This is a genomic window from Streptomyces caeni (genome assembly GCF_042678285.1).
Classification (GTDB): Bacteria; Actinomycetota; Actinomycetes; order Streptomycetales; family Streptomycetaceae; genus Streptomyces; species Streptomyces caeni.
Genome location: NZ_JBHUDX010000096.1, coordinates 39,977 through 56,355, shown reverse-complemented (window position 1 = coordinate 56,355; position 16,379 = coordinate 39,977). Strand labels below are relative to the sequence as shown.

At 73.9% G+C, this 16,379-nt stretch carries 11 protein-coding genes and 1 pseudogene; 7 read left to right on the top strand and 5 right to left on the bottom strand.

Annotated features, from left to right (window positions below):
* Positions 1–2,460: sensor histidine kinase (locus ACFSL4_RS31080; RefSeq protein WP_381090264.1), on the bottom strand; the 2,460-nt coding region annotated here is incomplete at its 3' end.
* 420 nt (positions 2,461–2,880) lie between these two features.
* Here ACFSL4_RS31080 and ACFSL4_RS31075 point away from each other — a divergent pair.
* Together ACFSL4_RS31075 and ACFSL4_RS31070 are read left to right on the top strand one after the other, a co-directional pair.
* On the top strand, positions 2,881–3,333 hold the full coding sequence (locus ACFSL4_RS31075; RefSeq protein WP_381090261.1) for a hypothetical protein: 453 nt from the start codon (positions 2,881–2,883) through the stop codon (positions 3,331–3,333).
* A 171-nt stretch (positions 3,334–3,504) separates the two neighbouring features.
* Positions 3,505–3,879 (top strand): annotated as a pseudogene (locus ACFSL4_RS31070) (IclR family transcriptional regulator); the annotation flags it as partial.
* A 9-nt stretch (positions 3,880–3,888) separates the two neighbouring features.
* Here the strand turns inward: ACFSL4_RS31070 and ACFSL4_RS31065 are convergent.
* From ACFSL4_RS31065 to ACFSL4_RS31050, 4 genes are all read right to left on the bottom strand, one after another.
* Positions 3,889–8,529 (bottom strand): hypothetical protein, encoded by a 4,641-nt coding sequence (locus ACFSL4_RS31065; protein WP_381090258.1) that lies wholly within the window; start codon positions 8,527–8,529, stop codon positions 3,889–3,891.
* Positions 8,530–8,581: 52 nt separating this feature from the next.
* The gene (locus ACFSL4_RS31060; protein ID WP_381090255.1) at positions 8,582–9,460 is read right to left on the bottom strand and encodes a hypothetical protein; all 879 of its coding nucleotides are present in this window, start codon (positions 9,458–9,460) and stop codon (positions 8,582–8,584) included.
* Between the two features lie 37 nt (positions 9,461–9,497).
* Positions 9,498–11,024 (bottom strand): hypothetical protein, encoded by a 1,527-nt coding sequence (locus ACFSL4_RS31055; RefSeq protein ID WP_381090252.1) that lies wholly within the window; start codon positions 11,022–11,024, stop codon positions 9,498–9,500.
* 76 nt (positions 11,025–11,100) lie between these two features.
* Positions 11,101–11,808 carry a GntR family transcriptional regulator gene (locus ACFSL4_RS31050; protein ID WP_381090249.1) on the bottom strand — a complete coding sequence of 236 codons (708 nt, stop codon included), beginning with the start codon at positions 11,806–11,808 and terminating at the stop codon, positions 11,101–11,103.
* Positions 11,809–11,981: 173 nt separating this feature from the next.
* Here ACFSL4_RS31050 and ACFSL4_RS31045 point away from each other — a divergent pair, with 173 nt between their 5' ends.
* From ACFSL4_RS31045 to ACFSL4_RS31025, 5 genes are read left to right on the top strand one after another with little or no spacing between them, the layout of a single operon-like run.
* Complete coding sequence (locus tag ACFSL4_RS31045; protein WP_381090245.1) at positions 11,982–13,301, top strand: MFS transporter; 1,320 nt, start codon at positions 11,982–11,984, stop codon at positions 13,299–13,301.
* A 5-nt stretch (positions 13,302–13,306) separates the two neighbouring features.
* Complete coding sequence (locus tag ACFSL4_RS31040; protein WP_381090276.1) at positions 13,307–14,119, top strand: putative hydro-lyase; 813 nt, start codon at positions 13,307–13,309, stop codon at positions 14,117–14,119.
* A gap of 22 nt (positions 14,120–14,141) precedes the next feature.
* Entirely contained in the window at positions 14,142–14,894 is a 753-nt protein-coding gene (locus ACFSL4_RS31035; protein ID WP_381090242.1) for a LamB/YcsF family protein, read from the top strand.
* Positions 14,891–15,508 (top strand): 5-oxoprolinase subunit B family protein, encoded by a 618-nt coding sequence (locus ACFSL4_RS31030; protein WP_381090239.1) that lies wholly within the window; start codon positions 14,891–14,893, stop codon positions 15,506–15,508. The genes ACFSL4_RS31035 and ACFSL4_RS31030 overlap by 4 nt, the downstream gene beginning before the upstream one ends.
* Positions 15,505–16,374, top strand: a complete 870-nt coding sequence (locus ACFSL4_RS31025; RefSeq protein ID WP_381090236.1) for a 5-oxoprolinase subunit C family protein — start codon at positions 15,505–15,507, stop codon at positions 16,372–16,374. Before ACFSL4_RS31030 ends, ACFSL4_RS31025 begins: the two co-directional genes overlap by 4 nt.
* Positions 16,375–16,379: the final 5 nt, after the last annotated feature.

Genomic DNA, 16,379 nt, shown 5'->3' with positions numbered 1-16,379 from the left:
CCGCTGGGGCAGAGCCGGGGCCCCGGCCCGGTCACCCTTCGAATGTGCCGCCCCTCGTGCGGGTTCCCCGGAGTGGCCGGAAGGGCGCCTGGCCTTCTGAATCCCCGTCATGGTCCCGTCCGGCGGATCCGTCTTCTCGCCGGCTCCGGAACGGCCCGGTCCCGTGGCCGGGACCGGGCGGCCGTGGGAGCTGACGAGCTTGGGGGGGCGGCGCCGCGGCAGCGGAACCGGGGCACCCGGGTGGTCGCCGTCGCCGGGGCCGGCCGGTTCACGACGGCGGTCGCGCGCCGGCTCCTGGCGGTCGCCCGGCACTTCGGCGAGGGAGCGCCAGGGACGGAACAGGCCGCCGCGTCCGCTGTCCTCGCCGCCGAGCGCGCCGGGGAAGTCGTCGAGCGCGTCCAGGCCGACCGGTGCCTCCAGTTCGACCGGCCCGTCCAGGATCGACGCCGGAATGCCGGGGAGCTTCACGGGCGCGTGGGACAGCGCGGAGGCGCGGTCCTCCCCGGTGCCGCTCTCCTTCCCGGGCAGCGCCCGGTCCAGGCGGAAGCCGATCCCGTTGGTGTCCGGGACGTCGTCGGTCAGCAGCGCGTCGGGGATGAAGACGACGGCTGTGGTGCCGCCGTACGGGGACGGCTGCAGGGAGACGCGGACGTTCTGCCGCTGGGCGAGCCGGCTGACCACGAACAGGCCGAGCCGGTCGGTGTCGGAGAGTTCGAACTCGGGCGTCTCGGCGAGCCGCAGATTGGCGTCAAGGAGCGCCTCGGCCGCCATGCCGAGGCCCCGGTCGTGAATCTCCAGGGTGAAACCGTTGGCGACGCGTTCGCCGAGGACCTGTACGGCGGTGTGCGGCGGCGAGAACACCGTGGCGTTCTCCAGGAGTTCGGCCACCAGATGGGTGAGATCGGCGACCGCGGGCCCGGTGACGGCGACGCGGGGCAGTCTGCGCACCTCGATGCGCTCGTAGTCCTCGACCTCGGCGACGGCGGCGCGCACCACGTCCATGAGCTGGACGGGCTTGCGCCACTGCCGGGAGGGCGCGGCGCCGGAGAGGATGACCAGGCCCTCGGCGTGGCGGCGCATGCGCGTGGTGAGGTGGTCGAGGCGGAAGAGGTCGGCGAGTTCTCCGGTGTCCTCGGTCCTGCGTTCCATGGTGTCGAGCAGGGTGAGCTGTTTGTGCAGCAGCACCTGGCTGCGGCGGGCGAGGTTCACGAAGACCTCGGAGACACCGGCACGCAGTTCGGCCTGCTTGACGGCGGCCTCGACGGCGGCACGCTGAAGGGTGTTGAGGGCCTGCCCGACCTCGCCGATCTCGTTCTTGTCGTACTCCAGGCGCGGCACCTCGGTCTCGACGTCGACCTGTTCGCCCGCCGAGAGACGGCGCATCACACTGGGCAGCCGCACCCCTGACGCCTCGTGGGCCTCCAGGCGCAGCCGGCGCAGATCGCGGATGAGGCCGCGGCCGATACGCACCGACATGATCACCGAGATCAGCAGGGCGACGAGGCCCAGGACGCCGGCGACGGCCGCCTTGACGATGACGTCGAGGGCGAGAGGGCGGACGCGGTCCTGGTAGCGGTCGCCCGCTTCGGTGCTCATCCTGTCGAGCCGGTCGAGGACGTGGCCGGCGGCCTCGTCCCAGGTCGCGGCGGTCACGCCGTGCGGGGTGCCGGGGGTCTGGTGGATGACGGTCTGTTCGGCCACGCGCAGGGGCGCGGTGTCGGCGTTCGTCCAGTAGCGCTGGAAGCGTCCGCTCTCCGAGCCGGGCAGCAGCGACAGGCCGACGTCGTACAGCACGGCGCGCTGGGCGACGAGGTCGGAGACGTCGCGGATGTCGTCGCGGGTGATCCGGCCGGCGACGAGCGCGGAGCCCAGGAGGGCGTCCTCACGGGAGAGCAGTTCGCGGGCCCGGGAGACGCCGACGAGCGCGCGGCCCTGCTTGTCCATCTCCACGTTGTCGAGGACCTGCAGGTTGGCCAGGAGCGTGAAGCAGGGGTCGATCAGCCGGTTGTAGAGGTCGAGTGCCTGGGAGCGGTTGACGGTGCCGTCCTCGACGCTGCGGCGCAGCGACCGGATGCCGTCGAGGGCGTCCAGGATCGAGGTGAGGTGCTCGGCGGTGCCCTGCCCCATGTCCTCGTGCAGGTCCTCGTCCCCGCTGTTGCGGCGGAGCCCGGCCACGGTCTTGTCGGTGGCGGCGCGGCTGCGCCGGAGCGCGGTGAGTGAGGCGGCGGCACGCGGGTCCGCGAGATAGACGAGGGTCTGGCGGCGCTCCGCCTGCAGGACGCGGACGGTGTCCTCGGTGGGGTAGCCGACCCTTTCGACGACGTACGAGACGTTGAACAGCGCCTGGGCCTCACGGCCGGTGAGCACCGTGGCGAAGGCCCAGATGGCGGTCAGGGACAGCAGCGGCACGAGAAGCAGCGCCACGATCTTCCGGCGGATCGACTTCCCGCGAAAGCGCATGGCCTCCCCCAGCTCGCCCCCCTCTGGCCCAAGGGGTACACATGTGCGTCAACAAACGGCGTGAGCCTACTACCGACACACAGCTATCTCGAAGGACCGACGGGGCGCACCGCCTCATGAACAACGAACAGGACATGGGTAGTTGTCCCGTCATTGCGGGAGATTGCCTCCCGGACGGGCGTTCTGCGCAGGAGGCCGTGCGTCCGGGAGCACGAGCCGGTTGGCCGGAAGTTTTCGGCCGCCGGGAATCTTCGCGGATCGCCGATCGTCTTCCTCTACGGGTATTGAGGCCCAATCGGCCACATGCGTCGCAAGCGGCACCCGGACGGCGTGAATCAGCGCAAGCCGGGCAGCCAATGGGGAGCCGGGGCCGGGCGGCACCGGGACGAGCGGTCGCGAGCGGTGGGGAGTGACGGATCGATGGGCACGGCGCAGCGGCGCGGGACGCCGGGGACGGACGGGGAGCGGCAGGAGGCGCCGAACCACCGGCCGTTGTGGGTCGAGGAGCCCGCACGCCGGCGGCGGCTGCCGGATCCGGTGCGGACGGCGGCGGTACGGGCGGTGCTCATCATCGCGGTCACGCTGATCCAGGCGGTGATCGCCTTCCTGTGCACGATGGCCGGCTCGTGGCTGGCGTTCCCGATGGTGCTGAGCAGCGTCGCCAGCACGGTGGTGGCGACATGGGGCGCGCTCGACGTCTGGGTGACGCGCCAGGTGTGGAAGCAGCGGCATGGCGTGGTGTCCGCCCCGAGCAGCACGGCCCGTTCGCTGCGCCGCGAGCGCCGCGCGGCCCGCCGCCGGGCGCGGGCGGCCCAACGGGCGCAGCAGCGCATACGCAGGCAGGGCGGGACGGGCCAGCTGTCTCATCCGTGAGCACAGGGCCGGGCCGGTCACCGGGCCGTGGGGGAAGTCGGCGCATCCGGCCCGGGCGGCCGGTGAGTTCGGCCGGCCGGAGCAGGAGCCGATCGGCCCCCGCCGGGAACCGGACACCTCCGCACCATGATGTTCCGCACAGCGCACGAGTTGTCGCTGTGCGGAACAGAAGTGGGCCGGCGCACTCCGCTGCACGCCACCTCCAGTGGCAAGGTGCTGCTCGCCCACCTGCCGCCCACACCGCGCGAAGGTCTGCCGGCCCGCCCCCTTCCGCACTTCACCGAGCGCACGATCACCCGCGCGGGCGCCCTGCGTGCCGAAGCGGAGGCGGTGGTCGGGCAGGGTTGCGCCCTCACGGCCGGGGAGCCGGAACCGGGCCCGGCGGCCGTGGCCGCCCCGGTCCGCGCCCACGACGGCAAGGTGATCGCCGCCATCAGCGTGTCGGGACCGGTGTACCGGCTGACCGCGGACCGCTTGCCCGAGTCCGCCGAGCGGACGGTGGCCGCCGGAGCCGAGCTCTCACGCCGGATGGGCTACGGGTGCTGAGGCGCGGCGTCACGGCTGCGCGGGCCGTTTGAACATCCGTGTCGCCGTGATCTCGCTGTGCACCGCTTCCCCGGCCTGGAGCTGCTGCGGCAGTCCCGGCCGCAGGTGCTCCTCCACCCGGATGTACTTCAGCCCGGCCCTCAGGTCGGCGTCGTTGCGCAGCCGGATGACCAGGGGGAACTCGGCGAGCGCCGTGGTGTCGAACAGACCCGTCGTGTAGAGGAGCTGGACTCCGAGCGCGTCCGAGACGGCCCGTTGGAGCTCCAGCAGGTACGTCGCGTTCGCCCGCCCGATGGGGTTGTCCAGGAACAGCGTGCCCGCGTGGCGGTGCCTGTCGCGGCCGCGGTCGTTGGAACGCAGCGCGGCCATCGTGCAGTACAACGCGATGGCGGCGGTCAGCAGCTGCCCGCCCGAGAACACGTCGCCCATCTGCCCGACCGGCACCCGCTCGGCGCGCAGCACGGCGTCCGGCTTGAGGATCTCGACGGCGACCCCCTTGGGCCGCAGCGCCGCTCCGACGCCCCGCAGAAGCAGCGACATACCGTCGCGGCGCAGATCGGAGTTCTTCTTGACGGCCGCGCGGGTCGCGTCGTCGATGACCTCGCCGAGCCGTTCGGTGAGCGTGGCCGGGTCGGGCTCCTCGAAGCGGATGCGCAGGAACTCCTGCCCGGACCATTCGCCCAGCCCTTCGGGGAGCCGGGACAGCCGCTGCGCCGACCGCAGCGTGGCCAGGGACGACTCGACCAGCCCGCGCAGCCGGTCCACGATCGAGTCCCGGTTGCGTTCCAGCTGGGCCAGCTCGTCGGTGAGAACTCTCAGGCGGGGTGCGAAGGCATCCGCCCACCGCTGTGCGTGCTCCGGCAGCGCGGACGCGGGCAGTTCACGGATCTGCTGGCGGGCGGGGGTGCGGACCTGCTCGTACCGGGTGGAGTTGGCGTGCCGGACGAGCACGTCGCTCGCCTCGCGCACGGCCGCCTCGGCGGCGGACAGATCCGCGGCGCAGCCGCGCAGCGACCGGCGGGTCTCGGCGGCGGCCCGGCGCGCCTCCTCCAGGGTGCCGAGATAGGGGTCCGGCTCGTCCCGCTCCTCGTCGTGGGCGTGCTCGCGCAACAGGTCACGGAGCATCGCAGCGACCTCCTCGAAGCCGCCCACCGCGTCCTCGGCGGCCCGGTGGGCGGCGAGAAGCTCGGCATGGGCCTCGCGGGTCCGGCTCAGTGCCTCGGTGCGGGCGGCCAGTTCGCCGGTCGCCGTGCGCAGCAGCGCCTGGGCGTGCTCGGCGTCCCGCGGGACCAGCTCCCCGGGCAGCTCGGTGTGGGCCTCACCGTTCTCGGGGGCGTGCCGCTCGGCCTCGCCGCGCAGCCGGCCGAGTTGCTCGCTCGCCGTGGACATGCGGGTCTCCAGGAGCTGCACCAGTTCCTCGGCGCGAGAGGCGGCGGCCTGCCGGGACGGCCCGTCGGAGCCGTCCGGGGACTGAAGGAGCTGCTCGGCGCGCGAGCGCACCTTGTTGCTGAGCCGGTCCAGCTCGGCGAGGGCGGCGGACTCGTCGCTCTCGGCCCGCGCCTGCTCGGCCCGCAGGTCGGCCCCGACGCCGACCTTCTCGTACACCTGGGAGGCGGCGCGGTATGCCTCCCGGAGGGCGGGCAGGGACCCCGTCGGCGCATGCGCGTCGTCCTCCGGTACGTCATCGGGGGCGCCCGCGATCTCGGCGCGCTCGGCGCGTAGCGCACGCGCCGTGCGGCGGGCGTCGTCGGCGGCGCGCTGCGCGGCGCGACGGTCCTCGTCGGCGGCGCGGGCACGCTCCAGACAGGACTGGGCACGGGCCTCCGACTCGACCGCGTCGTCGGCGAGTTCGCGTAGTTTGACCTGCCAGCCCGCGCGTTCACGCAGCCGGAAGGCGAGTCCGGCGAGCGCGTCGGCGGCGCGCCGGGCCCTCTGGGCGGCCTCCTGCCGCTCGTCGCGCACGTGTGCCGCCTCGGCGGCGGCCTCGTCGGCCTCGGCACGGGCGGTGCGCGCCTCGGCCAGTTCGGCCTCGGCCTCCTCGGCGAAGGCGCGCGCGTCCCGGGCGGTACGGGCCAGTTCGGCGAGCCGGCCTGCCGGGCAGCCGGTACGCCACGACGCGAGGCGGGCCGCGAGCTCGCGGTCCTTTCCGAGCCGGGCCGCGAGCACCCGGATCTCCTCGTCGCGTTCCGTGGCCCGCGCGCGAAGCGCCTGCCGCTCCTCGTCGGCGGCGTGCTCGTCGTGCATGGCCGGGTTCGGCGGCACGAGGAACACATCGCCGGCGCCGCCGTCCCCGTCGAGAGCCGGGGTGGGGGCGAGCAGCGCCGCGGCCGTGCCGACGGCGACGGCGGAGCGTGGCAGCAGGGCCGCGTCGCTCAGCGCCTCACGGGCCCGGGCGTGCGAGTGCGGGTCGGTGATGATCACGCCGTCGACCAGTTCGGGACGGGCGGCCAGCACACGCGCGTGGTCGGCCGGATCGACGGCCTGGGCGAGGTACCGCCAGCCCGGTAGGGCCGGGATGCCGTGCTCGCCCAGGAGCTCCACGGTCGCCAGGACGTCCGGCCCGGGCGGCAGCAGCCCCCCGTCACCGAGCGCGCCGAGAATGCGGGCGTCGTCGGCCGCGGCGGTCCGCAGCTCGAAGAGCTGGCGCTCGGCCGAGGAGACGGAGTGGTCGAGCAGCTCACGCAGTTCGTCCGCGAAGCCGTCCAGGTCCTCGGGGCCGAAAGGGGCTTCTTGCCCGGCCGGCGCCCCGGCCGGGCTGGTGTCCTCCTCACGCCGTGGTCCGGGGACCCAAACGCGTGCACCTGTGCCGGACACGCCGAGCAGTTCCGCCAGTCGCTCCTCCGCCGCCAGCACCTGAGCGGTGCGTCGCTCCGCCTCGTAGGCCCGCTCGGCGGCCGTGGCCGCGTCCGCCGCGCGGGCCGCGGTCAGTTCCGCGCGGGTTTCGGTGGACGCCGCCTCGCGCGCGTGCTCGGACGCCCGGCGGGATGCCTCGCGTGCGGTGTCCCAGGCCGCGACGGCCGTCTTCTCGGCGTCGCTGGCGGCGAGCGCGGCGCGCGCCGGGTCGGCGTCCGGTGTGCTGTCGTCCAGCCAGCCCGCGCGCACCGCCTCGGCGGTCTCCTGCTCGACCTCGGTGAGCCGCTGGCGCAGATGCCCGGCCTCGCTGCGGGCGCGCTGCGCCTCGGTGGCCGCGGAGGTCGAGTCCCGGTGGGCAAACTCGCCGGCCTCCTGGAGCGCGGCGGAGCGCTCCTCCTCCTCGTTGGCCAGCGACTCGGCGCTCTCTGCGGCCGCGTGCAGGGCCCGTACGAGATCGACGGCGGCCTTGGCGCGAGCGGCCAGCGCGGGTGCGGCGTCCCGCTCGGCCTCGCGGATCGCGGCGGCCACACGCGCGGAGCGGTCGGCGGCGGCGCGATGGCGGAGCACGGCCTCGGCGGCCTGCCAGGCGGAGTACAGCTGGCGCGCGTCGGCGAGTTCGCGCTTCTGCGCCGCGGCGGCCTTCTCCGCGCCGGCGAGGGCCAGCGAGGCGTGCCGGTAGGCCAGTTCGGCCGCGATCAGCGCGCCGCGCTCACGGGCGCCCTCGGCCTCGGTGACCGCGTGGGCGGCGGCGGTCACCCGCTGGGCCAGGTCGGCGGCGCGCAGCCGTTCCCGTACGGCGCGGGCGGAGAGCCGACGTGCCAGCGTGCGGGTGCGCCGCTCGGCGCCCGCGTGGATGTCGCGCGCCCGCGCACGTGTCCCGGCGGCGTCGACGATGCGTCCCAGCAGGTCCACCGACCCGGCGGTGAAGTCGCGTTCGGCGATCAGCTCGGCGCGCCGTCCCAGCTTGTTGCCGAACCCGCTGACCAGGTCGGCCAGTCCGTCGGTGTCCCGGGTGTCGGTCACCGCCCGCAGCAGCAGGTCCGTGAAGTCGGAGTCCTTCTTGACCGCGAACAGGCCCGCGGCCTCGCCCTCGTCGGCGTTCATCTCGCGCTGGTAGCGGAAGAGTTCGGGGTCCAGGCCGAGGTCGGTCAGATGCTCGTTCCAGCGGTCGTGGATCTCCTCCCAGTGCACCTCCAGATGCGGATACGTCTTGCCCGCCTCCGTCAGGGCGTCCCGGAAGCCCTTCATCGTGCGGCGGCGCCCCTGCGCCCCGGACGCGCCCTCCACGGGCTGCCGTACGGCGGTGGACTCGGCGACGGGCAGGTTGTCGAGGCTGAGCCCGGGGCCCGGCCGGAAGGAGTACCACGCCTCGGCGAACTTCCGCGGGTCGCTGGAGACCTGGCGCCCGCGCCACTCGCTCACCTTGCCGACCACGACGCACTCGCCGGTCAGCGTGTGCTGCCACTCCAGCGCCACATGACCGCAGTCGTCGGCGAGCAGGAACTTGCGCAGGACACCCGAGCTGGCTCCGCCGAGCGTGTTGCGGTGACCGGGCAGCATCACCGAGAAGATCAGCTTGAGCAGGACGGACTTGCCGCCGCCGTTCTCCAGGAAGAGCACGCCCGCGGGGGCGGGCCGGCGCGGCGGGCCGGCGGGCTCCTCCTCGAAGAACTCCGCCTGGACGGGCGCGGGATCGGGCACCGGATCGCCCACACCCCGCAGGTCCAGCACGGTGTCGGCATAGCGCGCACCGGCCGGTCCGATGGAGTAGAGGCGGACCCGGGACAGCTCGTACATGGCGGGGGACTCTCGTCGTCGGTCGTGCTCGGTCTTCGAAGAACGCGGAGCGTCAGGAGTGGAAGGGCAGTCCGGCGTCCACCGCCGGCTCCAGGTCGTCGGTGTCCCCGGGGGGCAGCAGGGTGGCCGTGCCGCCGGTCACCGGGACGACGCCCAGGTCGACGAGCTCGGACAAGGCGGCGCTGCCCGCCATGTCGCGCACCTGGAGCTGGTAGCGGGCCGTCGTGCGGTAGGTACCGCCGTTCTCGTCGCCCGTGCGCTGCAGGAACCCGGAGTCCGTGAGGAAGGCGACGGCCTTGCCGACGATGCCGGTGGTCGAACCGGCCAGTCTGCGCGCGTCCTTGGTGGCGCCGGTGGCGCTGCGTCTGGCCCAGATGCGCCAGGCCGCCTCGAGGCCCGGCGCGTCGGTCGCCGGGTCGGTGTTCTCGCCCTGCTCCTCGGCCCGCTCCTCCAGGCGCCGGCAGGCCTGGCGCACGAAGGCGTCGACGCCGTGGACGGTGACCCGGCCGATGTAGCCGTCGTCGGCCAGGTCCTCGGGGCGCGGGAAGGCCAGGGCGGCGACCGCGAGATGTGCGAGCCCGTGCAGGAAGCGGTCGCCGGAGTCGGCCGAGGTACGGCGCGCGTACTCGCTCATGCGGACGGCGAAGACGGAGTCCTCCGCGGCGGTCACGGCCATGCCCGCACGCGGGGACACCTCCAGGACCACAAGACCGAGCCCGGTGGCGACGGCGTCGGCGAGCCGCGCGAACGGCGGGTCCTCGCGGTAGCGGCGCAGCAGCTCGGCGTACTCCTGGTCGCGCGCGGGCTGCAGCCTGGGCTGCAGCCCGAAGGCGACGAGCCGTGCCGCGTCGGCTGCGTCGGCGGGGGTGACGGCGGTGCTCACCGGCGGGGCGGCGGCCTCCGGCTCGCTCCACTCGACGGGCTCGGTCACGGTCGGGGCTCCTTGCTGCGCTGGTACTCGTCCCTGCTCATGCCGCCTCTGTCCGGTCCGCGGCCATACCCGCCGCATCCAGCAGAGCGGTGCCGACGATGAGGTCGGCGCCGCCGAACTCGGGGTCGTCGAGCTCTGTGCCGTCGTCCACCGCGAACAGCAGCTTCTCCTCGCCCTGCCGGTAGGCCGTGCCGACCGGCGGGCTGGCCGCGTGCACGGCCAGCAGGGCGACCAGGTAGGGCAGGTCGGGGTCCTGGCGGCGTGCGTCCGCGAGCAGCCCGGACAGCCGGCGCGGGGCGTCCGCCGGCAGGTCGAGCAGCTCCAGGGCCGCGGCCAGCTGCTCCTCGCTGAAGCGGCTGTCGTCCGGCGTGGCGACCAGATCCGGCTCGGGCATCTCGGCCCCGAGGTGCTCGCGCTCCACCGGAGGGGTCAGCAGCAGGTCGACGAGGTCCCCGATCCGCACCGACGCCGGCGTGCGCAGCCCCGTCCCATGGGCGAAGAAGGCGTCGGTGACGCGGATCGCCCCTTCCAGCGGGAGCGGCAGCAGTGGTGCGAGGAGGTGCCCGTACAGGTCCGTCCCCGACGTGGTCATCGGCGTGGCGAACGCCTGCCGGTCCTGCTCGGCGCGGAAGAGCGGCCCAGCCTCCAGGAGGCGGGACTGCAGTTGTGTGTGCCGGCGGATGCAGTCCTTGACGATGTCGACGAGTTCGGCGGCGCGCCGCTTCTGCTCGGGGTCCTCCGATTCGTCGCGGGCCTTGCGGATGTTGGTGAGGATCGCGTTCTCGTGGCGGTAGCGGTCGGCGACGTGGTCGAGGGCCTCGGTGATCATGTCCGGCACCGCGTTCAGCCAGTCCACCGCTCGGACGTTGCGCCGGGTGGCCTCCAGTGCCCTGCGCAGCGTCTCCGAGTACTGCACGGTGCGGTAGCGTGCCTGCTCCGCGGCGAGCTGGGCGTCGGCGAGGCGGCCGCGGCTGATCAGCACCTCCAGCTTGACCTCGGCGGCGATCTGGGCGCTGGTGACGTCCGTGTCGAGGGCTCCGACGAGGACGTTGACCGCTTCGTCCGTGGTGCGCAGGTAGACGCCTCCGCCGTATCCCGGGACTTCTTCGATCAGCTTGAAGTCGTAGTCACGGCGGACATAGGTGCCGTCCGGCGCGAAGGTGCCGTACACGGCGCGGAAGCCGCGGTCGACGCTGCCGACGTTGACCAGGTTCTCCAGGACCCAGCGGGCCACGCGCTCGTGCTCGGCGGCGGGGCGCTGCGGGGCCTGGGCGGCGATGCGGGGGATGAGCCGGGCGACTATCTGGTCGTGGTCGGCGCCCGTGTCGAAGTCCATGTTCAGCGTGACCAGGTCGATGGCGGCGAGGGCGACCTCCGCCATCCCGTACACCGAGTACTCGCCGGCGAGGTTGGCCTTGCGCGCGTCCAGGTCGTGCAGCGGCGCGGTGCAGGCGAGCGCGCGCAGCCGCCGCGCCAGCCCCTCGTCGGCGGCCGGGCCCGAAGCCGGGCGCGGCCCCGCGCTGAGCTGGGGCGGAACACGGTCCGTCGAAGCAGGCGAAGTCACGGTGCACAGATTAGGTCCTCGGTCCGACAACGGCCCAAACGACGCAGACGCGCCCGCCGTCCGGACCCCGCACCGCTCAGCCGGCGCCCTGTCCCGTGTCGGCCACGCGGCGCCCGTAGACCGCGACGAGGCCGTCCCGTGAGTCGTCGAGGTAGACCGCGAGCAGTTCCTCGGCCCGGTCGCGCTCGCCCGACCGCAGGGCTTCGAGGATCTGCCGGTTGCGCGCGAGATACGGCTGGTGCAGCCGCCTCGGGTCGTCCACGACGTGGAAGGCGAGGCGAAGTTCGGCGAAGACGCTGCGCATCAGCTCGTCCGTGCGTTCGCTGCCCGCGAGCGCCACCAGTTCCCGGTGGAAGTGGATGTTGGCCGTGCCCAGTTCTTTCCAGTCACCTTCGCGCGTCGCGCGCTCCCCCTCCGCGACGGCCTCGGCCAGGCCGTCGAGGGCGTACGGCGGCTCGCCGAGACCCCGTACCACGGCGCACTCGACGAGGGCGCGGGTGCGGTAGATGTCCTCGACGTCCTCGACGGTCAGCACCCGCACGAAGACGCCCCGGTTGAGTTCGTGGACGAGCAGCCGCTCGTGCGTGAGCAGCCGGAACGCCTCGCGGAGCGTGTTGCGGGAGACGCCGAGGGCGCCGCCGATGCTGTCCTCCGACAGCCGGGTGCCGGGCGGGAAGTACCCCTCGGCGATACGGCTCCTGAGGATGTCCGAGACCCGCTCGGCGGTGCTGGTGCGGCCCAGCAGGGCGCGGTCGTCGGCCAGTCCCGTCAGCTGCTCCGTCATGCCCGGAATTCAATCGCAGATACGAGAACGAAACAACACGGGTATTGAAGGATCGTTCAACGATCCTCTACTTTGCTGCGCACGGCACCGCTCCGCTCCCACCGCGGCGCCGGAACGTCCGCACGGCACGGCTCGATCCCCGGCACCCTCCGTCCCTCATCTGCGAGGTGCACATGAGCTCGACCCGTCCATCGCAGGCCCGCGACTCCGGCACCCGGCCGGGAACGGACGAACGCGCCGCCGTCGGCGGCGCGTTGGGCTGGCTGCGGGCCCTGGGCCCGCGCGGCCGCCGCGCCTTCGCGGGCGCCTTCGGCGGCTATGCCCTGGACTCGTACGACTACTTCACCCTGCCGCTGAGCATGGTCGCGCTCGCGGCGTACTTCGGACTGAACAGCGGACAGACCGGGCTCTTCACCACGGTCACCCTGGTCGTCTCAGCGGTGGGCGGCGCCGTCGCCGGCGTGGTCGCCGACCGCGTCGGGCGGGTCAGGGCCCTGATGATCACCGTGATCACGTACGCCGTCTTCACGGTCGCCTGCGGCTTCGCGCCCACCTACGGGACCCTGCTGGTCTTCCGCGCCCTCCAGGGCCTCGGCTTCGGCGGTGAATGGGCGGTCGGCGCGATACTGGTCGCCGAGTACGCGAGCGCCAGGCACCGGGGCCGTACGCTCGGCGCGATCCAGAGTTCCTGGGCCGTGGGCTGGGCCCTGGCCGTCGTCGTCTACACCCTGATCTTCTCCTTCGCGGGCGACGACATGGCCTGGCGCGTGATGTTCTGGACCGGCGCGCTGCCCGCGCTGCTGGTGATCTGGGTGCGCCGCCGGGTGCACGACGCCCCGGAGGCGGCGGCCCGGCGCGAACGGAGCGCCCGGAAGGGCTCCTTCACAACCATCTTCAAGCCTGGCACGGTTGAGGGGCCCGGCCTGCTGCGCACCACGGTCTTCGCCGGACTGCTCTCCACCGGTGTCCAGGGCGGCTACTACACGCTCGCGACCTGGGTGCCCACCTATCTGAAGACGGAGCGCGGCCTCTCCGTCGTCAACACCGGTTCCTATCTGACGTTCCTGATCTCCGGAGCCTTCATCGGCTACCTGACCGGCGGCCACCTCACCGACCGGCTGGGCCGCAAGCGCAACATCTGGCTCTTCGCCCTGCTCTCGGCGATCTGCATCCTGGCCTACGCGAACATCCCCAGCGGCGCCAACACCCTTGTGCTGGTGCTCGGTTTCCCCCTCGGGTTCTGCATGTCGGCGATCTTCAGCGGCTTCGGGTCCTACCTGAGCGAGCTGTACCCGGCCGAGGTGCGGGGCACGGGGCAGGGCTTCACCTACAACACGGGACGCGCCGTGGGCGCCGCCTTCCCGACCCTGGTGGGCTTCCTGGCCGACGGCTGGGGCGTGGGCGGTGCGCTGGTCTTCGGCGCGATCGAGTACGGCCTGGCGGCGCTGGCCCTGCTGGGGCTGCCGGAGACGCGCGGTGAGGAGCTGCGGTGAACCGCATGGACGACCGCCCCCTGGCCCTCGTCGACGAGCACGCGCACACGTGGAGCCCGGCCCAGGCCCGGGCCCGCTTCCGCAAGGGGCTCGCCGGCCCCACGGCCGGAATCGCGGCGGGCCACACCCAGGCCAACCTCATCTCGGTCCCCGAGTCCTGGGCGTACGACATGCTGCTGTTCTGCGCACGCAACCCGAAGCCGTGCCCGCTCCTCGACGTCACGGACGCCGGCTCGTGGACGACGGTCCTCGCCGACGGCGCCGACCTGCGCACCGACCTGCCGCGCTACCGGGTGTGGCAGGACGGCGAGGTGGTGGACGAGCCGACGGACGTGCTCGCCCACTGGCGCGAGGACCTGGTGTCCTTCCTCATCGGCTGCAGCTTCACCTTCGAGTGGGCCCTCACCGGGGCGGGCGTGCCCCTGCGCCACGTCGAGCAGGGCCGCAACGTCCCGATGTACGTGACCAGCCGCCAGTGCCGTCCGGCGGGACGGCTGCACGGCCCGATGGTGGTGTCCATGCGCCCGGTTCCGCCCGAGCACCTGGGAGCCGCGATCCGGGAGAGCAGTCTCCTGCCGGCGGTGCACGGCAGCCCCGTACACTGCGGCGATCCCTCGGGCCTCGGCGTCGACGACCTCGGCCGGCCCGACTTCGGCGACCCGGTGGACGCCGCGCCGGACGACATCCCGGTGTTCTGGGCCTGCGGAGTGACCCCGGGGGCCGCGGTGATGGCCTCGCGCCCGCCGTTCGCCATCACCCACGCGCCGGGACAGATGTTCATCACCGACGCCCGCGACGAGAAGTACCGCGTCGTGTGACGCCGGACGACCAGGAGGGACCATGATCGATCTGAACGCCGACCTCGGCGAGGGCTTCGGCCGCTGGCGGCTCACCGACGACGAACGGCTGCTGTCCGTCGTCACGAGCGCCAATGTCGCCTGCGGCTTCCACGCCGGGGACGCGGCCACCATGCGACGGGTCTGCGAGCTGGCGGCCGAGCGCGGCGTACGGATCGGCGCCCAGGTCTCCTACCACGACCTGGCCGGCTTCGGGCGGCGCGCGATGGAGGTGCCGCCCGAGGAACTGGCCGCCGAGGTCGCGTACCAGATCGGTGCGCTGGAGGTCTTCGCCCGCGCGGCCGGCTCCCGGGTGTCGTACGTGAAGCCGCACGGCGCGCTCTACAACCGGGTGGTCCACGACGAGCGGCAGGCCGAGGCGGTCGTCGACGGCGTGCTCCTCGCCGGCGCCTCGCTGCCCGTGCTCGGACTGCCCGGATCACGGTTCCTGGAGGTGGCCGAGAAGGCCGGGCTCCCGGTCGTCACGGAGGCGTTCGCGGACCGCGCCTACACCGAGGAGGGCACGCTCGTGCCACGCGGCCGGGACGGCGCGCTGGTCACCGACCCCGAAACGGTCGTGGAGCGCTCGGTCGCTCTCGCCCGCTTCGGAGTCGTCCCCGCGGACTCCGGGCGGGACATCCCCGTCCGGGCCCGCTCCCTGTGCCTGCACGGCGACACTCCCGGCGCGGTCGACCTGGCCCGCCGGGTGCGCGGCGCCCTGGAGTCCTCCGGAATCCGCGTGGGGGCCTTCGCATGAGGGTGCTGCCCGTCGGCGAGGAGGCCCTGCTCCTCGAACTCCCCTCCGGCGACAAGGCCCAGGCCCTGCACGCCGAGCTGCTGCGCCGCCGGGCGGCGGGCGAGCTGGCGGTGCGCGAGATCGTCCCCGCGGCCCGTACGGTCCTCCTCGACGGTCTCACCGAACCCGCCCGGCTCGCAGCCCACCTCACCGGCTGGGAGATCCCGCCGCTCCCCCGGCGCGCCCAGGAGGCGATCGAGATCCCCGTACGGTACGACGGTCCCGACCTGCCGGACGTGGCCGCCCTGTGGGGCGTACCGCGGGACGAGGTGGCGCGGATCCACGCGGCGGCCGGGTTCCGGGTCGCGTTCTGCGGTTTCGCGCCCGGCTTCGGCTATCTCACCGGCCTGCCGGAGCGCTACGCCGTGCCCCGCCGGGCCACCCCGCGCACCACCGTCCCCGCCGGCTCGGTGGCGCTCGCCGGACCGTACACCGGCGTGTATCCACGCTCGTCGCCAGGCGGCTGGCAGCTCATCGGCACGACCGACACGGTCCTGTGGGACGACGCGCGGACCCCGGCCGCGTTGCTCGCCCCGGGCGCCCTCGTCCGCTTCGTCCCGGTGGGGCCGGGATGACGGACCGCGCGCTCGCCGTCGTACGGGCGGGGGCGCTGACCACCGTGCAGGACCTGGGACGGCCCGGCCACGCCCACCTCGGGGTGCCGCGCTCCGGCGCCCTCGACGCGCCCGCCGCGGCGCTCGTCAACCGGCTGGTCGGCAATCCGCCGGAGGCGGCCGTGCTGGAGAGCACGCTGAACGGCTGCACCCTGCGGCCGCGTTCCGCGGTCACCGTCGCGGTCGGCGGCGCCCCCTGCCCGGTCACCGTGGACGGGCGGCCCGCACCCTGGGGAGCACCGGTGCTCGTCCCGGGCGGGGCGGTGCTCGACCTCGGGCCCGCGCGTCGCGGAGTCCGCAGTTACCTCGGTGTCTCGGGCGGGGTGGCCGTGGAGCCGGTGCTCGGCAGCCGTTCCACGGATCTGCTCTCCGGGCTCGGCCCGCCGCCGCTGACGGACGGTGCCGTGCTGCCCCTGGGGGTGCCTGCCGGATCCCACGCGCGGGTGGACGCCGCTCCGCAGCCGGGGCCGCCGGGCGAGCTGGTGCTGCGGGTGACGCTGGGGCCCCGCGACGACTGGTTCACGGCGGACGCGGTCCGCACGCTCGTCACGGGCGCGTACCGCGTGTCCTCCGCGAGCAACCGCATCGGCCTGCGCACGGAGGGCCCCGCCCTGGAGCGGGCCCGGCCGGGCGAACTCCCCAGCGAGGGCATGGTGCTGGGGGCGGTCCAGGTGCCGCCCGACGGCAGACCGGTCGTGTTCCTGGCCGACCATCCGACCACCGGGGGGTACCCGGTGATCGCGGTCGTCCGGGCCACCGACCTCGCGGCCGCCGCCCAGGCGCCCCCGGGCACCCCTGTCCGCTTCACGGCCGTGGGCCGCCGGTAGCCGTC

Excerpts from the sequence above, each read along its gene's own strand:
- ACFSL4_RS31075 (WP_381090261.1), top strand. The coding sequence starts at position 2,881 with ATGGGCACGGCGCAGCGGCGCGGGACGCCGGGGACGGACGGGGAGCGG.
- ACFSL4_RS31065 (WP_381090258.1), bottom strand. The coding sequence starts at position 8,529 with ATGTACGAGCTGTCCCGGGTCCGCCTCTACTCCATCGGACCGGCCGGT.
- ACFSL4_RS31050 (WP_381090249.1), bottom strand. The coding sequence starts at position 11,808 with ATGACGGAGCAGCTGACGGGACTGGCCGACGACCGCGCCCTGCTGGGC.
- ACFSL4_RS31045 (WP_381090245.1), top strand. The coding sequence starts at position 11,982 with ATGAGCTCGACCCGTCCATCGCAGGCCCGCGACTCCGGCACCCGGCCG.
- ACFSL4_RS31040 (WP_381090276.1), top strand. The coding sequence starts at position 13,307 with ATGGACGACCGCCCCCTGGCCCTCGTCGACGAGCACGCGCACACGTGG.
- ACFSL4_RS31035 (WP_381090242.1), top strand. The coding sequence starts at position 14,142 with ATGATCGATCTGAACGCCGACCTCGGCGAGGGCTTCGGCCGCTGGCGG.
- ACFSL4_RS31030 (WP_381090239.1), top strand. The coding sequence starts at position 14,891 with ATGAGGGTGCTGCCCGTCGGCGAGGAGGCCCTGCTCCTCGAACTCCCC.
- ACFSL4_RS31025 (WP_381090236.1), top strand. The coding sequence starts at position 15,505 with ATGACGGACCGCGCGCTCGCCGTCGTACGGGCGGGGGCGCTGACCACC.